This window comes from Cryobacterium zhongshanensis (genome assembly GCF_022760445.1).
Lineage (GTDB): Bacteria > Actinomycetota > Actinomycetes > Actinomycetales > Microbacteriaceae > Cryobacterium > Cryobacterium algoricola.
Window position 1 is genome coordinate 131,120 of record NZ_JALGAR010000005.1, and the last position, 18,161, is coordinate 149,280.

An 18,161-nucleotide genomic window follows, 5' to 3' on the forward strand; every position below is an offset into this window, starting at 1 on the left:
CATCCGTGGGCGGCGTCACGGGGAGGTTCTCGGCGTCGCTCACCGGAGGCCTCCGAGGCGTGTTCCCGCGGTCGGAGCGGCCGGCGCGATCACGACCGGTTCGGCGTCCCAGCGACCGTAGACGCGTTCGGTGGTGGTGGAGATCTGGGTGGCCAGCATGGCGACATCCGTTTCGAGGTGGTTGGCCATCGCGCGCAGGGTGTGCGGCAGCAGGTAGGGCGCGTTGGGGCGGCCGCGGAAGGGCGCGGGAGTGAGGAAGGGGGCATCCGTCTCGACAAGCAGCAGCTCGCGGGGAGCAGCGGCGAGGGCCGCACGCAGCATGCCGGCGTTCTTGAACGTGACGTTGCCGGCGAAGGAAAGGTACCAGCCGTGTTCGGCGCAGATCGCGGCCATCTCGGCGTCGCCGGAGAAGCAGTGGAACACCGTGCGCTCGGGTGCGCCGACCCGCAGCAGGGTCGCGATGACCTCGGCGTGCGCGTTGCGGTCGTGGATCTGCAGGGCGAGGCCGTTCTGCTTCGCGATCTCGATGTGCGCTTCGAAGCTGCGGTACTGGGCGGCGAGGCCCTCCGGCCCGGTGCGGAAGAAGTCGAGTCCGGTCTCGCCGACCGCGACGACGCGCGGGCGACCGGCGAGCTCGCTGATCTCCGCGAGGGCGTCGTCGAGCGTGCCGGCCTGCTCGTACTCCGGGGCCTCGTTCGGGTGGATCGCGACGGCCGCGAGCATTCTCGGTTCGGTCGCGGCGGCCTCGGCAGACCAGCGGGAGGTCTCCCGGTCGCCGCCGACCTGGATCACGCCCTGCACGCCCACGCTCACGGCCCGGTCGAGCTGGTCGGCGAGGCTGAGCGGATGCTCGCCGTCGCTGATCTCGAGGTGGGTGTGGTTGTCGTACACCGGCACGGGGAGCGGCTCCGGCGGGGCCGGGTAGCTCAGGTCGCGGCCGGCGGTCTGCTCACGCTGGCGGACGGGTTCGTTAGCCAACCGTCGCCTCGATGCGCGGGAACAGCGCCTCGAGCGGGGAGACGTGGGTGCCTCCGGTCCACTCCCAGGCGCGGTCGATGCGCTGGTCGGTGACGAGGCCTTCGCCACCGAGGGCGGACCAGAGCTTCGCGCATGCCTCGGGCACGACCGGGGACAGCAGCACGGCAAGAGTGCCGAGGCCGCGCACGGCGGTGAACAGCACGGCGTCGAGCCGGTCACGGTCTGCGGGGTCCTTGGCGAGGCCCCACGGCTCCTGGATCGTGATGTAGCCGTTCAGCTCGTCGACGAGTTCCCAGACGGAGGCGATCGCCTCGTGGATCGCGAGGCGGGAGATGGCCTCGCCCGCGGCATCCGTCACCCGGATCTCGGTGGCCCGGATGGCCGCGTCCGCATCGGTGAACGCGGTCGTGACCGGGATCTCGCCGTCGCAGTAGCGCACGACCATGGCGATGACGCGGGAGGCGAGGTTGCCGAAGCCGTTCGCGAGCTCGGACTGGTACCGGGCCGAGAGGTCCTCCCAGGAGAACGAGCCGTCCTGGCCGAAGCTGATGGCGCGCATGAAGTAGTACCGGAACGCGTCGGAGCCGAAGGTGTCGGTGATCTGGCTCGGGGCGATGCCGGTGAGCTTGGACTTGCTCATCTTCTCGCCGCCGACGAGCAGCCAGCCGTGGCCGAAGACCCGGCGCGGCACCGGGAGCCCGGCGGCCATCAGCATGGCGGGCCAGATCACGGCGTGGAAGCGGAGGATGTCCTTGCCAACGATGTGCGTGGCCGGCCAGAGGCGGCTGAACTTCTCGTCGTCCTGGCCGTAGCCGGCGGCGGTGATGTAGTTGAGCAGCGCGTCGAACCAGACATACACGACGTGGCTGTCGTCCCAGGGCACCTTGATGCCCCAGTCGAAGCTCGAGCGGGAGATCGACAGGTCGGACAGGCCCTGCTTGACGAAGGAGATGACCTCGTTGCGGGCGGCGGCGGGCTGCACGAAGTCGGGGTCGTCCTCGTAGAGCGCGAGCAGGCGCTCGGCGAAGGTGCTCATCCGGAAGAAGTAGTTCTTCTCGTGCAGCAGCTCGACCGGGAGGGAGTGGATGGCGCAGACCTGCTGGCCGATGAACTCGCCGGTGCCCTCGATCAGGTCGCTCGGCTGCTTGTACTCCTCGCAGCCGACGCAGTAGAAGCCCTCGTACTCGCCCGTGTAGATGTGACCGGCGTCATAGAGGTGCTGCAGGAATTTCTGCGCGTTGACCTCGTGGCGTTCGTCGGTCGTGCGGATGAAGTCGTCGTTCTTGATGTCGACGGTCTTGAGCAGCGGCTTCCAGGCGGTCTCGACGAGGCGGTCGGCCCATTCCTTCGGGGTGACGCCGTTCGCGGTCGCGGTGCGCAGGATCTTCTGGCCGTGCTCGTCGGTGCCGGTGAGCAGCCAGGCGTCTTCGCCGGCCTGCCGGTGCCAGCGCGCGAGGAGGTCCGCGGCCACTTCCGTGTACGCGTGACCGATGTGGGGCACATCATTCACATAGAAAATGGGCGTGGTGATGTAAAAAGATGCTCCGGCGGACATGCCCCCAGTCTATTGGGAGCAGCGGAGGCCCTGGGCCGGGTTACGTCCCGCCTCGATCAGGGTCAGAACGGCAGGGGCGGATGCTGCGGCACGGCCGGCCCACGCGCCCCCGGCTTCTGTGCGAGGGCGGCCTCGTAGAGGTCGCGCTTGCCGAGACCGGACACGGCGGACACGTCGGCGGCGGCTTCTTTGAGCCGGGCGCCAGCCGCGACCTGCGCGAGCACCTCGGCGACCCCGGTCGCGAGGTCGAGCACGCGCTTCTCGGCCCCGGCGACGACGATCGCGATCTCGCCCTTGACTCCTTCTGCCGCCCACTCGGCCAGTTCGGCGGCGGTGCCGCGCTTGACCTCCTCGAAGAACTTGGTGAGCTCGCGGCAGACCACGACGCGGCGGTCGGCACCGAGGACCTCGGCGAGGTCGAGGAGTGAAGCGGCGAGCCGGTTCGGCGACTCGAAGAAGACCATGGTGCGGCGTTCGTCGGCCACCTCGCGGAGGGCAGACATCCGGTCGCCGTGCTTGCGGGGCAGGAAGCCCTCGAAGGTGAACCGGTCGGTCGGCAGCCCGGAGACGGCGAGCGCGGTGAGCACGGCGGACGGGCCGGGCAGCACGGTCACCGTCACACCGGCGGCGACGGCGGCGTCGACGAGGTGGAAGCCGGGGTCTGAGACGGTCGGCATGCCGGCGTCGCTCAGCACGAGCAGGTCGGTGTCGCGGGCGAGTTCGACAAGTTCCGCCGCCTTCACCCGTTCGTTGTGGTCGTGCAGGCTGATCAGTTGCGGACGGTTCTCGATCCCGAGGGCCTTGAGCAGGTGCACGGTGACGCGGGTGTCCTCCGCCGCGATGACCGTGGCGGTCGTGAGCGCCTCGACCAGGCGGCGCGACACGTCGCCGAGGTTTCCAATCGGGGTGGCAGCGAGGATGATCATTCCCCCAGTCTCGCAGTCTCCGCATAACCACGGCTCACTACGATGGTCAGCGTGCTCCTCATACGCCGCTGGTTCCCCTGGGCCGGCCCCCTGTTCGTGGTCGTCGTGGCCGCCGTGCTCCGGCTCTGGAACCTCGGCGCCCCGCATGCGCTCGTCTTCGACGAGACCTTCTACGTCAAGGACGCCTGGAGCCTCTTCAACAACGGCTACGAGTCCACCTGGCCGGACAAGGCCGACCAGATTTTCGCAAACGGCAACGCGAACATCTTCACGGACGTCGGATCGTTCGTCGTGCATCCGCCGCTCGGGAAATGGCTGATCTCGCTCGGGATGGCAGCATTCGGACCGGAGAACAGCTGGGGCTGGCGCATCGTGACCGCCCTGATCGGCATTCTCGCCGTCGTGCTGCTGATGCTGATCATCAAGAAGCTGTTCGGCTCGACGCTGCTCGCGGTCATCGGCGGCTTCCTCTTCGCGATCGACGGCAACGCGATCGTGATGAGCCGGGTGGCGCTGCTCGACAACTACGTGATGTTCTTCGCCCTGCTCGGCTTCGGCGCGATCCTGCTCGACCGGGAGTGGCACGCGACCCGCCTCGCCGCCTGGATGGCGAAGCGGGCGGAGACCGGCGAGTGGCCCGGCTGGGGTCCCGCACTCTGGTGGCGCCCGTGGCTGCTCGCCGCCGGCCTCGCCTTCGGGCTGACCATGAGCGTCAAGTGGTCCGGCCTCTACTTCCTCGCCGCGTTCGGCGTCTACGTCGTCGTCGTGGATGCCCTCGCCCGAAGGCGGGCCGGCATCCCGTTCTGGGCGAGCGCGGCCATCCTCAAGCAGGGGCCGATCAGCTTCCTGCTGATGGTGCCGATCGCGATCGCGACCTTCCTCAGCTCGTGGACGGGCTGGTTCGTCACGAAGGGCGGCTTCTACCGCACCTGGGCCGACTCCCCCGAGACCGCCTGGACCGGGGCCTTCGCCTGGGTGCCGCATGTCGTCCAGAGCTTCTGGCACTACCAGGTCGCCGCGTACACCTATCACGTCGGACTCGTCACGCCGCATCCGTACCAGTCGAACCCGCTGACCTGGCTGTTCATGGTGCGCCCGACGAGCATGTACTACCAGTCGTCGGCGGCCGGTGAGGGCACCTGCGGCTTCTCGACCTGCTCGGAGGCGATCACGGAGATCGCCAACCCGCTGATCTGGTGGGCAGGAACCGCCGCCGTGCTCTACCTCGTCTATCGCCTCGCCCGGTACCGGGAGTGGCGAGTCGGCCTCATCCTGATGGGCATGGTCGCCGGGTACCTGCCGTGGCTGATGTACACCGGCCGCACGGTCTTCCAGTTCTACTCGATCGCCTTCGAGCCCTACCTGATCCTCGCGCTCACGTTCGTGATCGGCCTCGTGCTCGGGCTCGCGCCGGGCACGGGTGGAGTCCCGGCGGCCTCCGGGCTGACGAGCACCGAACTGCGCGCGGATGCCGTGACGCGCGAACCGGACCGGACCGCCGGCATCCGCGTGCTGATCGGCTACCTCGTGGCTGCGGTGCTGGTCAGCGCCTTCTTCTACCCACTCTGGACGGGAATGCAGGTCTCGTTCTCGTTCTGGCAGATGCATATTTGGTTGCCGAGCTGGCGCTAGCGGCGCCCAGTCCCGCGGAATTCCGGGCGACGGAGACCCCGCGGTTTCGTGCCGTTCCGGCGATTTGAGGACGCCTCATATGCCGTTTGGGCCATATAGCGACTGGGAAACGGTTGTGAATCCGACCCACGGACCGGGGGTGCGCCCGTAGGATACTTCTATCTGCACCACGAGTGATTGCTCCAGAACCGACTGAGAAGTCCAGATCCAAACCAAAGGCCTCATGTCGGAAGCATCCGTCGCACCCACGGTGCGCATCGTCAAGACCCGTCGGGGTGGCGACTCGAAGAATCCCACCACCGAGTACTCCTCGCTGCTGCACACCGTGCGCAACCTGGGCCTCCTGAAGCGCGCAACCGGGTTCTACTGGTTCGTCTTCGGCATGCTCATCCTCGCGACCGCGATTCTCGGCACCGGTTTCGTGCTCCTCGGCGACAGCTGGTACCAGCTGATCATCGCCGGCGTGCTCGGCATCGTCCTCACCCAGTTCGCGTTCCTCGCCCACGAGGCCTCGCACCGCCAGGTGTTCGAGTCGGGCCCCGCCAACGACAAGGCCGGCCGCATCCTCGCGAACCTGTTCGTCGGCATCAGCTACGCCTGGTGGATGAACAAGCACAGCCGGCACCACGCCAACCCGAACGTCATCGGCAAAGACCCCGACATCGACCCCGACTTCATCGTCTTCCGCGAGGAGGACGCCGCGAAGGTGTCCTGGCTCGGCTCGTTCGTCACACGCAAGCAGGGCTACCTGTTCTTCCCTCTCCTGATGGCCGAGGGCTTCAACCTGCACGTCCAGGGCTTCCGCACGGTCTTCGGCCGCGGCAAGGTCGACAAGCGCTGGCTCGAGATCAGCATGCTCACGACCCGCATCGTGCTCTACGTCGCCGTGATCTTCTACTTCCTGCCGCTCGGCATGGCCTTCGCCTTCATCGGTGTGCAGCTCGCCGTCTTCGGGGTCTACATGGGCGCATCCTTCGCCCCGAACCACAAGGGGATGCCGCAGCTCCCCCACGACAGCAAGGTCGACTTCCTGCGCCGTCAGGTCCTGACCTCGCGCAACATCCGCGGCGGCACCTTCATGGACACCTTCATGGGCGGGCTCAACTACCAGGTCGAGCACCACCTGTTCCCGAACATGGCCCGCCCGCACCTGCGTAAGGCGCAGGAGATCACCAAGGAATACTGCCAGTCGCACAACATCCTGTACACGGAGACGGGCCTGTTCCAGTCCTACGGGATCGTCATCGAGTACCTGAACACGGTCGGCCTCGCCGCCCGGGATCCCTTCGACTGCCCGATGGTCGCGCGCTTCCACCACCGCTGAACCACAGCAGCTGCGGCCCACGCCGTCACCTGCCGCCGAACCGTCACGCTCCGCCGGGCCCCGTGCCCGGCCGGAGCGTGGCGGTTCCGTCGTTAACCGCTGCCCGTCCACGCACCCCTTGCGCCGTTCTGCGCCAATTGCGCGGCCCCGCGCGCCAACTGCGCCGCTGCGCGCCAGGCGTGCGTGGAGCGAACCGGCGCAGTTGGCGCGCGTGCAGGTTGCGGGGCGTGCGGCGCTGACGCGGGAGTAGGCTCGGATTCATGTGGCTGCCGGGCGTGCTCGTCGCGGTCGCCGCCGCACTCCTTGCCGGGCTCGTGCACGCGCTCGTGCCGGGGGTCCCGCTGCTCACGGCCGCCGTCGTGTTCGGGATCGTCGCCGGCCAGCTGCCGGTGGCGCGCCGGACCCTCACCGGGGTGCTCGCACCGGGCCTCTCCGTCGCCTCCAAGCGCATCATGCGCCTCGGAATCGTGCTGCTCGGCCTCAAGCTCAGCCTCGTCGACATCCTCGGCCTCGGCTGGGTGACCATCGGGACGACCGTAGCGATCGTCGTTCTCACGTTCTTCGGCACGCTGTGGTTCGGTCGCAGGATCGGCCTGCCCGGGCACCAGCCCCTGCTGATCGCCACCGGATTCTCGGTCTGCGGCGCGTCCGCGATCGGCGCCATGAGTGCCGTCGTGCGCGCGGACGATGAGGACACCGCCACACCGATCGCCCTCGTCACCCTGTGCGGAACCCTCGCGATCGCGGTCCTGCCCGCCCTGTGGCATCCGCTCGGCCTGGACGCACTGCAGTACGGACAGTGGGTCGGCGCGAGCGTGCACGATGTCGGGCAGGTCGTGGCCACCGCGCAGGTCGCCGGTCCGGCAGCCCTCGCCGTGGCGATCGTCGTCAAGCTCACCCGGGTGCTCATGCTCGCGCCGATCGTCGCGGGGGTGTCCCTGCAGGAGCGCCGCCGAGACGCCCGCGAGACAGCCTCGACCTCGACTGCGATGCCCCTGCGCACCGGCACCCTCGCTGCGGTGCCCACGGATGCCTCGACGCGGCATCCCCCGATCGTTCCCCTTTTCGTCGTGGGCTTTCTGGCTGCCGTGATGCTCCGCACCCTCGTGCCGTTGCCCGACGGCGTGCTCGTCGTCGCGGACACGCTGCAGACCTATTTCCTCGCGACCGCGCTCTTCGGACTGGGCGCAGCGGTCCAGCTTCGAGTGCTCGTGCGCACCGGCGGACGTGCGCTCACGGTCGGCCTCGGGTCCTGGGCGCTCATCGCGGCCCTCGCCTACGGCGCCGTCCTGCTCGCCTGACGAGTCACTCACCAGCTACGCCCACTCCGGTTCGCGCCTTCCCACTACCGCACACACTCGGCGTGCCGACTCTGCCGTTTCGGACTACCGCAGCACCCGCGGCGTGCCAATTCCGCCGTTCCGCACTACCTCAGCACCCGTGGCGCGCCAATTCCGCCGTTCCGCGCCACGCGTGCCTGGCGCGAAGCGGCGCACGTGGCGCGCGGGCTGGTCCCTTCGCAGTTGGATCAGCCGCGGGCGAGCCAGCCGCCGGGAGCGGCGTTGGGCGTGCGGGACAGGGCGAAGCGGGGTGGCGCGGCCGCGGCATCCGTGGACAGGTCCGCGAGGATCCGCCCGACCGTCGGTGTGAACTTGAACCCGTGCCCGCTGAAGCCCGCGCCGACGCTGACCGGGCCGACACGGTCGAGCACGAAGTCCTCGTCGACCGTTGTCGTGTAGGTGCAGCTGACCGGTTCGATCGCATCCGCGTCCGCGCCGGGCAGCCACTCCCGCACGTACCGCTGCAGCGCCGCGAGCTGAACCGGCTCCGGCAGGAAACTGCGCCGGTCCGGATCGGTGACCGGTCCGACGCCATGCCAGCCGGCCTTGATGCCCTGTCCCGGCGTGTACATGCCGTACACCGGCGAATACCAGTAGCCGTAGCGCGGATCGGCGGTATCGCGGGCGTGGTTGAAGCCGGGCCACTCCTGGGGCGCTGCGCCGCGGAGGGCGAAGTGGGCCGGCTGTTCCTGGGTCACCCGTAGCCGCGGCACCGCGAGCACCCCGCTCAGCAGTCCGGAGGTCCACGCGCCGACCGTGACGACGACCCGCCGGGCCTCGATCGTGCCGGCCTCGGTCGTCACGCGCACCCGGTCATCGCCGAGCACTTCGACCCGCAGCACCCGGGTACCGTGCCGGATCTCGGCCCCCGCCGCGGCCGCGGCCGCCTGCAGGGCCGACACCGCGGCATCCGCGTTGATGCGCCCCGCGTCGGGATTGTGCAGCACCCGCCCGTCGAAGCGGATGCCCGGCCAGCGCTCCCCCGCCGCCTCCGGAGTGAGGAACTCGGCCCCGAGCCCCGCCGAGCGGAGTGCCTGCGCGACGTCGTCGAACGCCTGGTTCGGCCCGTGGTTGACCACGCCGACCTGGTCGAAGACGCCGGTCCCCGACTCTGCCTCGAGCTCGCGCCAGAGCGGGACGGCCTCGGCGAGCATGCCGACGTAGGTCGGGTCGGCGTACGCGGTGTTGAAGTTGCGGGAGGCGCCGTGCGAGGCGCCGTTCGTGTGTCCCGGCTCGAAACGCTCGAGGAGGAGCACGGGGTGGCCGCGCCGGGCGAGCTGCCACGCCGTTGCTGAGCCCATCGCGCCGCCGCCGATGACGACGGTGTCGACGCGCTCGACGGGGGTGGTGTGCACAACTGATCCGAGGCTCATTCGCCCATCCTGCCAGCCGCAGCGCCCGTCGCCGTCCCGAGGTGTCGTCCGGCGTCACAGACGGCTGAGGTGTCGCAGATCGATGTTCCGGGTGTTGCAACAACCCCCCGAACCCAAGCGCCCGGGAACGTCGATCCGCGACACCTCGGCGCAGTCCCGCGGGGCGGGGCCGGGGACAGGGCGACCGCGCGCCCCCGGACGCCGACGGCCGACACGCATACGATGGACGGATGTCCGCCTATGTCTCGGCCCTCGATCTGTTCTCCATCGGCATCGGCCCCTCCAGTTCCCACACGGTCGGCCCGATGCGCGCCGCCCGCGCCTTCGCCGAGCACCTCACCCAAACCGGCCGACTCGGCGAGGTCACCCGGGTGAGCTGCTCGCTCTACGGGTCGCTCGGCTCGACCGGGCTCGGCCATGGCACCCCCGACGCCGTGCTCGCCGGCCTCGCCGGCCTGCACCCGGAGACCTGCGACCCGGCCGGCGTGCGCGGAACGTGGGCCGGCCTGGGCGAGAGCGCACCATTGCTCCTCGACGGCCGTCACGAGATCACCGTGGAACACGGCGACATCCGCTTCGAGCCCCGCACCCGGCTGCCCGGGCACCCGAACGCGCTCACCCTGCAGGCGTGGTCGGCGACGGATGCCCTCCCCCTGCTCGAGGAGACCTGGTACTCGATCGGGGGCGGCTTCATCCGCCGCGAGGGCGACCCGATGATCCCGCCGGCGACCTCACCGCGGCCGATGGACTATGACTCGAGCGCCGAGCTGCTCGCACTCTGCGACGCCCGCGGGGTCGACATCGCCACGATCGCCCGCGAGAACGAAGAGGCCATCCACGGGGCCGACGCCCTCGACGCCGGGCTCGACGCGATCTGGGACGCCATGCACGTCTGCGTCGAGGCCGGCCTGGCCACGACCGGCACCCTCCCCGGCGGCCTCAAGGTCAAGCGCCGTGCGGCCTCCATCCGCATGCAGCTCGAGGAATATGAGCTGCTCCCCCTGCGCGAACGGGACACCTCGACCGAGTGGCTGCACGCTTTCGCCCTCGCGGTCAACGAGGAGAACGCCTCGGGCGGCCGCGTCGTCACGGCACCGACCAACGGCGCCGCCGGCATCATCCCCGCCGTCGGGCACTACTACCTGCGCTTCGTCCCCGGCGCGAACGCTGCGGGCATCCGCCGGTACCTGCTCACCGCGGTGGCGATCGGGTCGCTCGTGAAGGCCAACGCGTCGATCTCCGGCGCGGAGGGCGGTTGCCAGGCCGAGGTCGGTTCCGCGTGCGCGATGGCCTCCGGCGCCCTGTGCGCCGTGCTCGGCGGCACCCCCCGCCAGGTCGAGAACGCCGCGGAGATCGCGATGGAGCATCACCTCGGCCTCACCTGCGACCCCGTCGGCGGTCTCGTGCAGGTACCGTGCATCGAGCGCAACGCGATCGCGTCGTCGACGGCGGTCTCTGCAGCCCGCCTCGCCCTGCACGGCGACGGCACCCACCTCGTCTCCCTCGACACCGTCATTGAGACGATGCGCCAGACCGGCCTCGACATGATGACGAAGTACAAGGAAACGAGCGAGGGCGGTCTCGCCGTCAATGTGATCGAATGTTGACCCGACCAGCCTAAACTGGGCTGGCACACGCGATTCGGAGGCTGGGCGCAGCCCTGCCATTCACGGTCGCAACGCATTCATCGCGTTCACTGCACTCCGGGGGTCTCATGCGTATTCGGTCGTCCAAGCACTCGTTCAGGCCGGCGGGCCCGTTGTCCGCGATCGTGGTCTCCGGGATCCTCGTTCTCGGCCTGGCCGGGTGCGCGGCGGCCCCGGCGCCCGTGGTCGTCACGGCCACCGTGATCGTCACCCCGACTCCGACCCCGACTCCGACTCCGACCCCGACGCCCGTCGACGTGCCGCTCATCCCCAACCCGCCCAAGGGAGCGGCACCCGCCACGACCCCGAACGCCGCCGCAACCCCGGTCGCACCGATTCCCGAGGGACCGGCGACCGACCTGGGCGCGACCGCGGGCGCACAGGGGTCTGCCGTCTCGAACGGTGCCGGCGCACTCCTGACCTACAAGGTCGTCGAGGGCGACGACTTCTTCGCGATCGCGCAGCGCTTCGACATTCCTGTGCAGCAGCTCCTCCACATGAATCCGTCGGTTCCCGGCCTCGGCGAGGACATCTACATCAATGACGTGATCAACCTCGACTGGACCACGAAGCGCTAGTCACACCGCATTCCCGGCATTCGCGCATCGGATTCCCCGCACATCGACACGATCCCCACAGTCCGCGTGCACGGACCGGGCAGCTTCGTCCGGCAGGGTGAGTCCTGCACCGATTCCCGGTCGCCGGGGGCCTGCGAAACCGCACCTCTCGTTCAGTCAAAGCACACCACTCGTTCACGTCGGTGAACGAGAGTGGAACCAGTCCCAACGTGTTGGGGCGCTGAAGCCGACCGGCATCGGTCGGGCCAGAGGAACGTGATGCGCGGGCGAGCACACGGTTCCCTGGTCCGGCCGGGGCCGGTCGCTTGCTTTAAGGCACGCCGACGGCCACCTGTACCTCTTCCGCCGAGAATCGCCGGCGCAACGGCACTTCTCGGCGTGAACGGTCCATCTCGCGGGGCTGCGGGCGAGCGGATGCTGCCTAGCGGGTCTGGCGGAAGATGCGCTCGATGATCCCGACCACGCGCAGCGAATCCTCCGGGTCCACGGGAGCGGGTGCGCCGCGCAGCAGCGCGTCGGCGAGTCCCCGGTAGAAGGCCGCGTAGTCGCCGGGTTCCGTCGGCACCGCGTGCTGGGCGCCGTCGAGGCCGAGCATGCCCCAGGCCGACTCGTGCTCGATGCCGAAACCGGCATCCGTGGGGAGCGCACCGGCGGCCAGCGTGGCCTCCTGGCCGTCGAGGCCCCACTTCGTGTACCCGGACTCGGAGCCGAGCACGTGGAAACGCGGCCCGACCTGGGCGGCCGTCCCGTTCATCCAGAGGTGCGAGCGCACCCCCGAACCGTGGTGCAGCGACACGAAGGTGTCGTCGTCCGCGTTCCCGCCGGGCACGCGGGTCGCGAGCTCGGCGTAGATGCCGTCGACCGGCCCGAAGAGCTGCAGCGCCTGGTCGATCAGGTGCGCGCCGAGGTCGAAGAGGATCCCGCCGCCCTCGCGGATGCCGGCGCTCGCCTTCCAGGCCTTAGCCGACGGCGTCGGGCGCCAGAATTCGAACCGCGACTCGAAGTGCCGCACCTCGCCGAGGGCGCCCTCGGCGATGAGGGCCTTGAGGGTCAGGAAGTCGCCGTCCCATCGCCGGTTTTGGAAGACGGTGAGCAGCAGGCCAAGCCGCTTGGCCTTCTCGATGAGGCCCTGGCCTGCGATGCTCGTGGGGGCGAAGGGCTTGTCGATGACGACGGCGAGGCCGGCGTCGAGCGCGGCATGGGCGAGTTCGACGTGGGTGCCCGGCGGGGATCCGATCACGACGAGGTCGAGGTCGTCTGAGGCGGCGATGAGCTCGTCCACGGTGTGCATCAGTCGCACGCCCGGATAGGTCTCTGCCGCCTGCTGGCGCCGCATCGGGTCGCTCGTGACGATCACATCGAGGGAGAATTCGGGGTTCGCGGCGAGGAAGGGGCTGTGGAACACCCTCCCGGAGAGGCCGTAGCCGATCACGGCGGATCGGATCGGGCGGATGATGCTGTCTGCTGCGCTCATGCTTCCACGCTACTCCGCGGGGCAGACGCCACCCGCCGCCGCCGCTCGCACCGCAGACCGCACCTCAGACCGCACCTCAGACGGCACCGCAGACGGCGCCGCCGGCCGCGACGCGCCTCCCGGCGACCCGAGCCTCAGAGCCGGTCGACCGCGGTGACCCGCACGGATGCTGCGCCGAGATCGTCGGATTCGGCGAGGTCGATCGTCGCGCTGATCCCCCAGTCGTGGTCGCCCTCCGGGTCATCGAGGATCTGCCGCACGGTCCAGACTGTCGCGCCCTCGTCGAGGATCAGCATGCCGGAGCCGCGGGCGTTGGCGCCGGTGAGGACCTCGTCGTGCTCGGCGAAGTACCCGTCCATGGCGTCGCCCCAGGCATCCGCTGTGAAGCCGTGCTCGCGGTCGAGCTCGCCGAGCGCGTCGTAGTTCTCGAGCGCCGCGAGCTGCACGCGCCGGAACAACTCGTTGCGCACGAGGATCCGGAAGGCCCGCACGTTCGTGGTGAGCCGGCGCGGGGGCGGCGGGAGCACGGAGACGGCGCCCTGTTCGTGCGCTTCGAGGTCGGGGTGGATGAGCTCCTCCCATTCGTCGAGCAGGCTCGAGTCGACCTGGCGCACGAGCTCGCCGAGCCATTCGATCAGGTCGAGCAGGTCCTCGGTCTTCGCCTCGTCCGGGATGGTCTGCCGGGCCGCCCGGTAGGCGTCGGACAGGTAGCGCAGCACGACGCCCTCGGAGCGGGCGAGCTTGTAGAACGCGATGAACTCGCCGAAGGACATCGCCCGTTCGTACATGTCGCGCACGACGGTCTTCGGGCTGAGCTCGAAGTCCGCGATCCAGGGCTGCGACTCCTTGTAGGTCGTGAAGGTGTAGGTCAGCAGCTCCTCGAGGGGCTTCGGCCAGGTGATCTCCTCGAGCAGCGCCATCCGCTCGTCGTACTCGATGCCCTCGCGCTTCATCGCGTTGACGGCCTCGCCGCGGGCGGCGAACTGCTGCCCCATCAGCACCGGGCGCGGGTCGTCGAGGGTTGCCTCGACGATCGACATCATGTCGAGGGCGTAGGTGGGCGCCTCCGGGTCGAGCAGCTCGAACGCGGCGAGCGCGAACGGCGAGAGCGGCTGGTTGAGTGCGAAGTTCGGCTGCAGGTCGACGGTCAGGCGGATGTCCCCGCTCGCGCTCTGCTCGACGATCCCGGCCGCGCGCAGCGTCTTGTAGATCCCGAGGGCACGGCGGGCGTGCGCGAGCTGGCGCTTCCACGGCTCGTGGTTGTCGAAAACGAGCTCGTAGACGTGCGCGAAGGCGTCGCCGCCCCGGCCGATCACGTTGATCAGCATCGCCGCGGTCATCTGCATGCTCGAGTGCAGCGTCTCCGGCTCCGCGTTGACGAGGCGCTGGAACGAGGGCTCGCCCCAGGAGACGAAGCCCTCCGGCGCCTTCTTGCGGATGATCTTGCGCTTCTTCTTGGGGTCGTCCCCGGCCTTCTCGATCGCCTTGAGGTTCTCGGTCTCGTGGTCGGGGGCCTGGATGACGACGGTTCCGGCGGTGTCGTAGCCGGCCCGGCCGGCCCGCCCGGCGATCTGGTGGAACTCGCGGGCGTTGAGCTGACGCATCTTGACGCCGTCGTACTTGGTCAGCGCGGTGAAGAGCACCGTGCGGATCGGCACGTTGATCCCGACGCCGAGCGTGTCGGTGCCGCAGATCACCCGGAGCAGGCCGCGCTGGGCGAGCTGCTCGACGAGGCGCCGGTACTTCGGCAACATGCCCGCGTGGTGCACGCCGATGCCCATCCGGATCAGCCGGGACAGGGTCTTGCCGAAGCTCGTCGTGAAGCGGAACTCGCCGATCAGCTCGGCGATCGCCTCCTTCTGCTCCTTGGTGGCGACCTTGACGCTCGAGAGCGCCTGCGCGCGCTCGAGGGCTGCGGCCTGGGAGAAGTGCACGATGTAGACGGGAGCCTGCCCGGTCTTGAGCAGGTCCTCGACGGTCTCGTGCACGGGCGTGGTCTCGTAGTAGTAGTTGAGCGGCACCGGCCGCTCGACCCCGGTGACGACGGCGACCGTGCGGCCGGTGCGGCGGGCGAGGTCGTCGGCGATCTCGGTCACGTCGCCGAGGGTCGCGCTCATCAGGATGAACTGCACCCGGGGCAGCAGCAGGAGCGGCACCTGCCACGCCCAGCCGCGGTCGGGGTCGCCGTAGAAGTGGAACTCGTCCATCACGACCTGGTCGACCTGGGTGTCCTCGCCGCTGCGGAGCGCGAGGTTCGCGAGGATCTCGGCCGTGCAGCAGATGATCGGGGCGTCCGAGTTGACCGACGAGTCCCCGGTCATCATTCCGACGTTCTCCGCACCGAAGATCTCGACGAGGGAGAAGAACTTCTCGCTCACGAGCGCCTTGATCGGCGCGGTGTAGAAGCTGCGCTTGCCCGCGGAGAGGGCGGCGAAGTGCGCGCCGACCGCGACGAGGGACTTCCCGGTTCCGGTCGGGGTGCTCAGGATCAGGTTCGCCCCCGAGACGATCTCGATCAGCGCCTCCTCCTGGGCGGGGTAGAGCGAGAGGCCCTGGTCGGTCGCCCACCCCTCGAATGCCGCGAAGAGCGCATCGGGATCGGTGACGGACGGGAGGGCGCTCAGAGTTGCCATGATCCTTCGATCCTGCCCTATCGCGCTGGCCGTTGCCTGCGGGGCACCCCGTCGAGCGTCGCCGTGGTGGGCGAGACTCTGGCGAAAACACCAGCGAATCGTAAGGAATGCGCGGGCGCGTCCCGCCGGGGCCGCCCTAGGCTGAACGGATGACCGGCCCCGATCCGCGCACGCCCTCCGCTGGCTCTCGCGCGCGCCCACGGCCTCCCCGGAGGCTCGCCGGACTCGCCGGGATCGCGGCCGCCCTCGCCGGGCTCGGCGCCGCCGAACTCGCTGCCGCCCTGTTCGCACCGGCCGGCAGCCCGGTCCTCGCCGTCGGTGCCCTCGTGATCGATCTCGTGCCCGGCTGGGTCAAGGAACTCGTCATCGCCCTCTTCGGCACGAACGACAAGACGGTCCTGATCGTGGTCATCGCCCTCGGCGCCGCCGTGCTCGCCGCGGCCGCCGGGGTGCTCGAACTCGTGCGCCCGCCGCTCGGGCGCGTGCTCACGGTCGCGGCGGGCGGCCTCGCCGTGTTCGCGGTGCTCAGCAGGTCGAGCGCGTCGACTCTCGACGCGCTCCCCGCCGTCGTCGCGATGGTCGTCGCGGCGGTGCTCCTGACCGTGCTGATCACCCGGCTCCGCGCCGGGACGGCGCCGGCACCCGCGCACACCGCACCGGGCACCGCACCGGGCGGCACCGACGTCGACCGTCGCCGCTTCCTCGCGTACACCGGTGCGAGCGCCGCCGTCGGCGCGGTGGCCCTCGTGATCGGGCAGGTCGTGTCCGCCGGCACCCGGGCAGCGGATGCCGCACGCGCGCGCTTCACCCTGCCCGCGCCTGCCGTCACGGCGCCTGAGATCCCGCAGGCGGCATCCGTCGCCGTGGACGGCATCTCACCGCTCATCACCGCCAATGCGGACTTCTACCGGATCGACACCGCCCTCCAGGTCCCCCGGATCGACCCGAGCACCTGGACGCTCAAGATCACCGGAATGGTCGAGAACGAGGTCGAACTGAGCTTCGCCGACCTGCTCGCCCTCCCCCTCGAGGAGAGCACGACAACCCTGATGTGCGTCTCGAACCCGGTCGGCGGCGACCTGATCGGCAACGCCACCTGGCTCGGCTACCCGATCCGGAACCTGCTCGCCCGGGCCGTGCCGACCGCGGGTGCCGACATGGTGCTCTCCCGCAGCCAGGACGGCTGGACCGCGAGCACCCCGCTCGAGGTCCTCACCGACGAGAACCGCAACGCGATCCTCGCCGTCGGCATGAACGGTGTCCCGCTCCCCCTCGAGCACGGCTACCCGGTGCGGATGGTCGTGCCCGGCCTCTACGGCTACGTCTCGGCGACGAAGTGGGTCGTCGAACTCACCGTCACCCGGTTCGACCAGCACACCGCGTACTGGACCGACCGCGGCTGGTCGGAGCGGGGCCCGGTCAAGGTGTCCTCCCGGATCGACGTGCCACGGTCGGGTGCACGGACCGGAGCGGGCACCGTGACCGTCGCGGGCGTCGCGTGGGCCCAGCACACCGGCATCCGCGCGGTGCAGGTGCAGGTCGACGGCGGAGCCTGGGAAGAGGCGACCCTCGCGGCGGCGATCTCGGCAGACACCTGGCGCCAGTGGACGTGGTCCTGGCCGGCGACGGCCGGCACGCATACCCTCCGGGTACGGGCGACGGATGCCGCCGGGCTCGTCCAGACGGAAGCCAGGCAGGACGTCATCCCCGATGGTGCGACGGGTCTCGACGAGGTCACCGTCACGGTCGCATAGCCCCGGCTCCCCCGGTTCGTCCTCCACCGGCGCCGGTCGATGCACCTTGTGCACCGCTGCGCAAGCCCCGAGACAGTCCGGAATGCCGGGCGTATTCTCGTCAGAACATTCTGGCTGCCCGCTCCAGGGACCGCCTCAGCGCGAAAGGACCAACCATGCGCACCCACGCCAACTTCACCGCCGCAGAGCTCCGGCGTTTCGAGCGTCTCCTCCTCGAAGAACGCCACGATGCCTTCCTGGCCATGGGCCGCATGGACGAGACCCTCTCCGGGGTGCTCGACGCCCGCAACAGCGGAACCGACGACGACGAGCACGACCCCGACGGCCCGACGCTCACGATGGAGTGGTCCCGGATGTCGGGTGTGCACAACGAGCTCGCCGCGAAGTCCGCGGCGATCGACCGCGCGCTCTCGCGGATCCACGAGGGCACCTACGGCCTCTGCGTGCGGCGCGGCGAGCTGATCAGCCGGGAACGGCTCGAGGCCCGTCCGGCCGCGGAGCTCTGCATCGACTGCGCCCGCGAGGTCGAGGCCGGCGCGCGGCCGTAACGCGGTCGTGGCGCGGTCGGCTTCACCTCATGAACGTCAGGTCGTGACTCCGAGCCCGACGACGCAGAGCACGGCGAGCACGCCGAGCGCGCCCGTTGCCGCTGCGAGTGCCGCGAACGGCCAGGCGCCCCGGGACGCGAGCGCCTCGGAGTCCCGCAGTTCGGCGTGCATGCGCCGGTAGCGATACCGGACCCCGATGTACGCGGCGAGCGTGAGCGAAAACCCCACCGCCCCGAGGATCACGGCCGCCGCGCCGACCAGGGGTGCCGCGAACCGCACGCCCGCCGCAACGGCGACGGCGAGGGCGAGCACCGTGCGCTGCCAGGCGAGCAGGGTCCGTTCGGGCTGCAGGCCGGGGTCGAACGGACGCTCCGCGGCGTCCGGCGTCTCCGTCACGACG

General features: G+C 70.0%; 14 protein-coding genes. 7 read left to right on the top strand and 7 right to left on the bottom strand.

The window, feature by feature from the left end:
- Positions 1-39 precede the first annotated feature (39 nt).
- From MQH31_RS16650 to rsmI, 3 genes are all read right to left on the bottom strand, one after another.
- Positions 40-978, bottom strand: coding sequence for a TatD family hydrolase (locus MQH31_RS16650; RefSeq protein WP_243012946.1), 939 nt, complete (start codon positions 976-978; stop codon positions 40-42).
- On the bottom strand, positions 971-2,533 hold the full coding sequence (gene metG / locus MQH31_RS16655) for a methionine--tRNA ligase (RefSeq protein ID WP_134535849.1): 1,563 nt from the start codon (positions 2,531-2,533) through the stop codon (positions 971-973). The genes MQH31_RS16650 and metG overlap by 8 nt, the downstream gene beginning before the upstream one ends.
- A gap of 62 nt (positions 2,534-2,595) precedes the next feature.
- Positions 2,596-3,459 carry a 16S rRNA (cytidine(1402)-2'-O)-methyltransferase gene (gene rsmI / locus MQH31_RS16660; RefSeq protein WP_134535850.1) on the bottom strand — a complete coding sequence of 288 codons (864 nt, stop codon included), beginning with the start codon at positions 3,457-3,459 and terminating at the stop codon, positions 2,596-2,598.
- 51 nt (positions 3,460-3,510) lie between these two features.
- Here rsmI and MQH31_RS16665 point away from each other — a divergent pair, with 51 nt between their 5' ends.
- The 3 genes from MQH31_RS16665 (at position 3,511) to MQH31_RS16675 (ending at position 7,716) form a co-directional block, all read left to right on the top strand.
- The gene (locus MQH31_RS16665) at positions 3,511-5,091 is read left to right on the top strand and encodes a dolichyl-phosphate-mannose--protein mannosyltransferase (RefSeq protein ID WP_243012947.1); all 1,581 of its coding nucleotides are present in this window, start codon (positions 3,511-3,513) and stop codon (positions 5,089-5,091) included.
- A 223-nt stretch (positions 5,092-5,314) separates the two neighbouring features.
- The gene (locus tag MQH31_RS16670) at positions 5,315-6,415 is read left to right on the top strand and encodes a fatty acid desaturase family protein (RefSeq protein WP_134535852.1); all 1,101 of its coding nucleotides are present in this window, start codon (positions 5,315-5,317) and stop codon (positions 6,413-6,415) included.
- 260 nt (positions 6,416-6,675) lie between these two features.
- Positions 6,676-7,716: a YeiH family protein gene (locus tag MQH31_RS16675; protein ID WP_243012948.1), complete on the top strand. Its 1,041-nt coding sequence runs from the start codon at positions 6,676-6,678 to the stop codon at positions 7,714-7,716.
- A gap of 227 nt (positions 7,717-7,943) precedes the next feature.
- On the opposite strand, the gene MQH31_RS16680 is transcribed toward MQH31_RS16675, so the two are convergent.
- Positions 7,944-9,128: an FAD-dependent oxidoreductase gene (locus MQH31_RS16680; protein WP_243012949.1), complete on the bottom strand. Its 1,185-nt coding sequence runs from the start codon at positions 9,126-9,128 to the stop codon at positions 7,944-7,946.
- Positions 9,129-9,358: 230 nt separating this feature from the next.
- On the opposite strand from MQH31_RS16680, the gene MQH31_RS16685 reads away from it, so the two are divergent.
- Together MQH31_RS16685 and MQH31_RS16690 are read left to right on the top strand one after the other, a co-directional pair.
- The gene (locus tag MQH31_RS16685; RefSeq protein ID WP_243012950.1) at positions 9,359-10,735 is read left to right on the top strand and encodes an L-serine ammonia-lyase; all 1,377 of its coding nucleotides are present in this window, start codon (positions 9,359-9,361) and stop codon (positions 10,733-10,735) included.
- 107 nt (positions 10,736-10,842) lie between these two features.
- Entirely contained in the window at positions 10,843-11,352 is a 510-nt protein-coding gene (locus MQH31_RS16690; protein WP_243012951.1) for a LysM peptidoglycan-binding domain-containing protein, read from the top strand.
- A 421-nt stretch (positions 11,353-11,773) separates the two neighbouring features.
- On the opposite strand, the gene MQH31_RS16695 is transcribed toward MQH31_RS16690, so the two are convergent.
- Positions 11,774-12,826, bottom strand: a complete 1,053-nt coding sequence (locus tag MQH31_RS16695; protein WP_243012952.1) for a Gfo/Idh/MocA family protein — start codon at positions 12,824-12,826, stop codon at positions 11,774-11,776.
- 134 nt (positions 12,827-12,960) lie between these two features.
- On the bottom strand, positions 12,961-15,459 hold the full coding sequence (locus MQH31_RS16700; RefSeq protein ID WP_134535858.1) for a DEAD/DEAH box helicase: 2,499 nt from the start codon (positions 15,457-15,459) through the stop codon (positions 12,961-12,963).
- 149 nt (positions 15,460-15,608) lie between these two features.
- On the opposite strand from MQH31_RS16700, the gene MQH31_RS16705 reads away from it, so the two are divergent.
- Both MQH31_RS16705 and MQH31_RS16710 read left to right on the top strand, forming a co-directional pair.
- Positions 15,609-17,213 (top strand): molybdopterin-dependent oxidoreductase, encoded by a 1,605-nt coding sequence (locus MQH31_RS16705; protein ID WP_243012953.1) that lies wholly within the window; start codon positions 15,609-15,611, stop codon positions 17,211-17,213.
- Between the two features lie 155 nt (positions 17,214-17,368).
- A complete protein-coding gene (locus MQH31_RS16710; RefSeq protein WP_134535860.1) occupies positions 17,369-17,761 on the top strand; it encodes a TraR/DksA family transcriptional regulator in 393 nt (130 codons plus the stop codon).
- A gap of 36 nt (positions 17,762-17,797) precedes the next feature.
- Here MQH31_RS16710 and MQH31_RS16715 read toward each other — a convergent pair whose 3' ends face one another.
- The gene (locus MQH31_RS16715) at positions 17,798-18,157 is read right to left on the bottom strand and encodes a DUF202 domain-containing protein (protein WP_243012954.1); all 360 of its coding nucleotides are present in this window, start codon (positions 18,155-18,157) and stop codon (positions 17,798-17,800) included.
- Positions 18,158-18,161 lie beyond the last annotated feature (4 nt).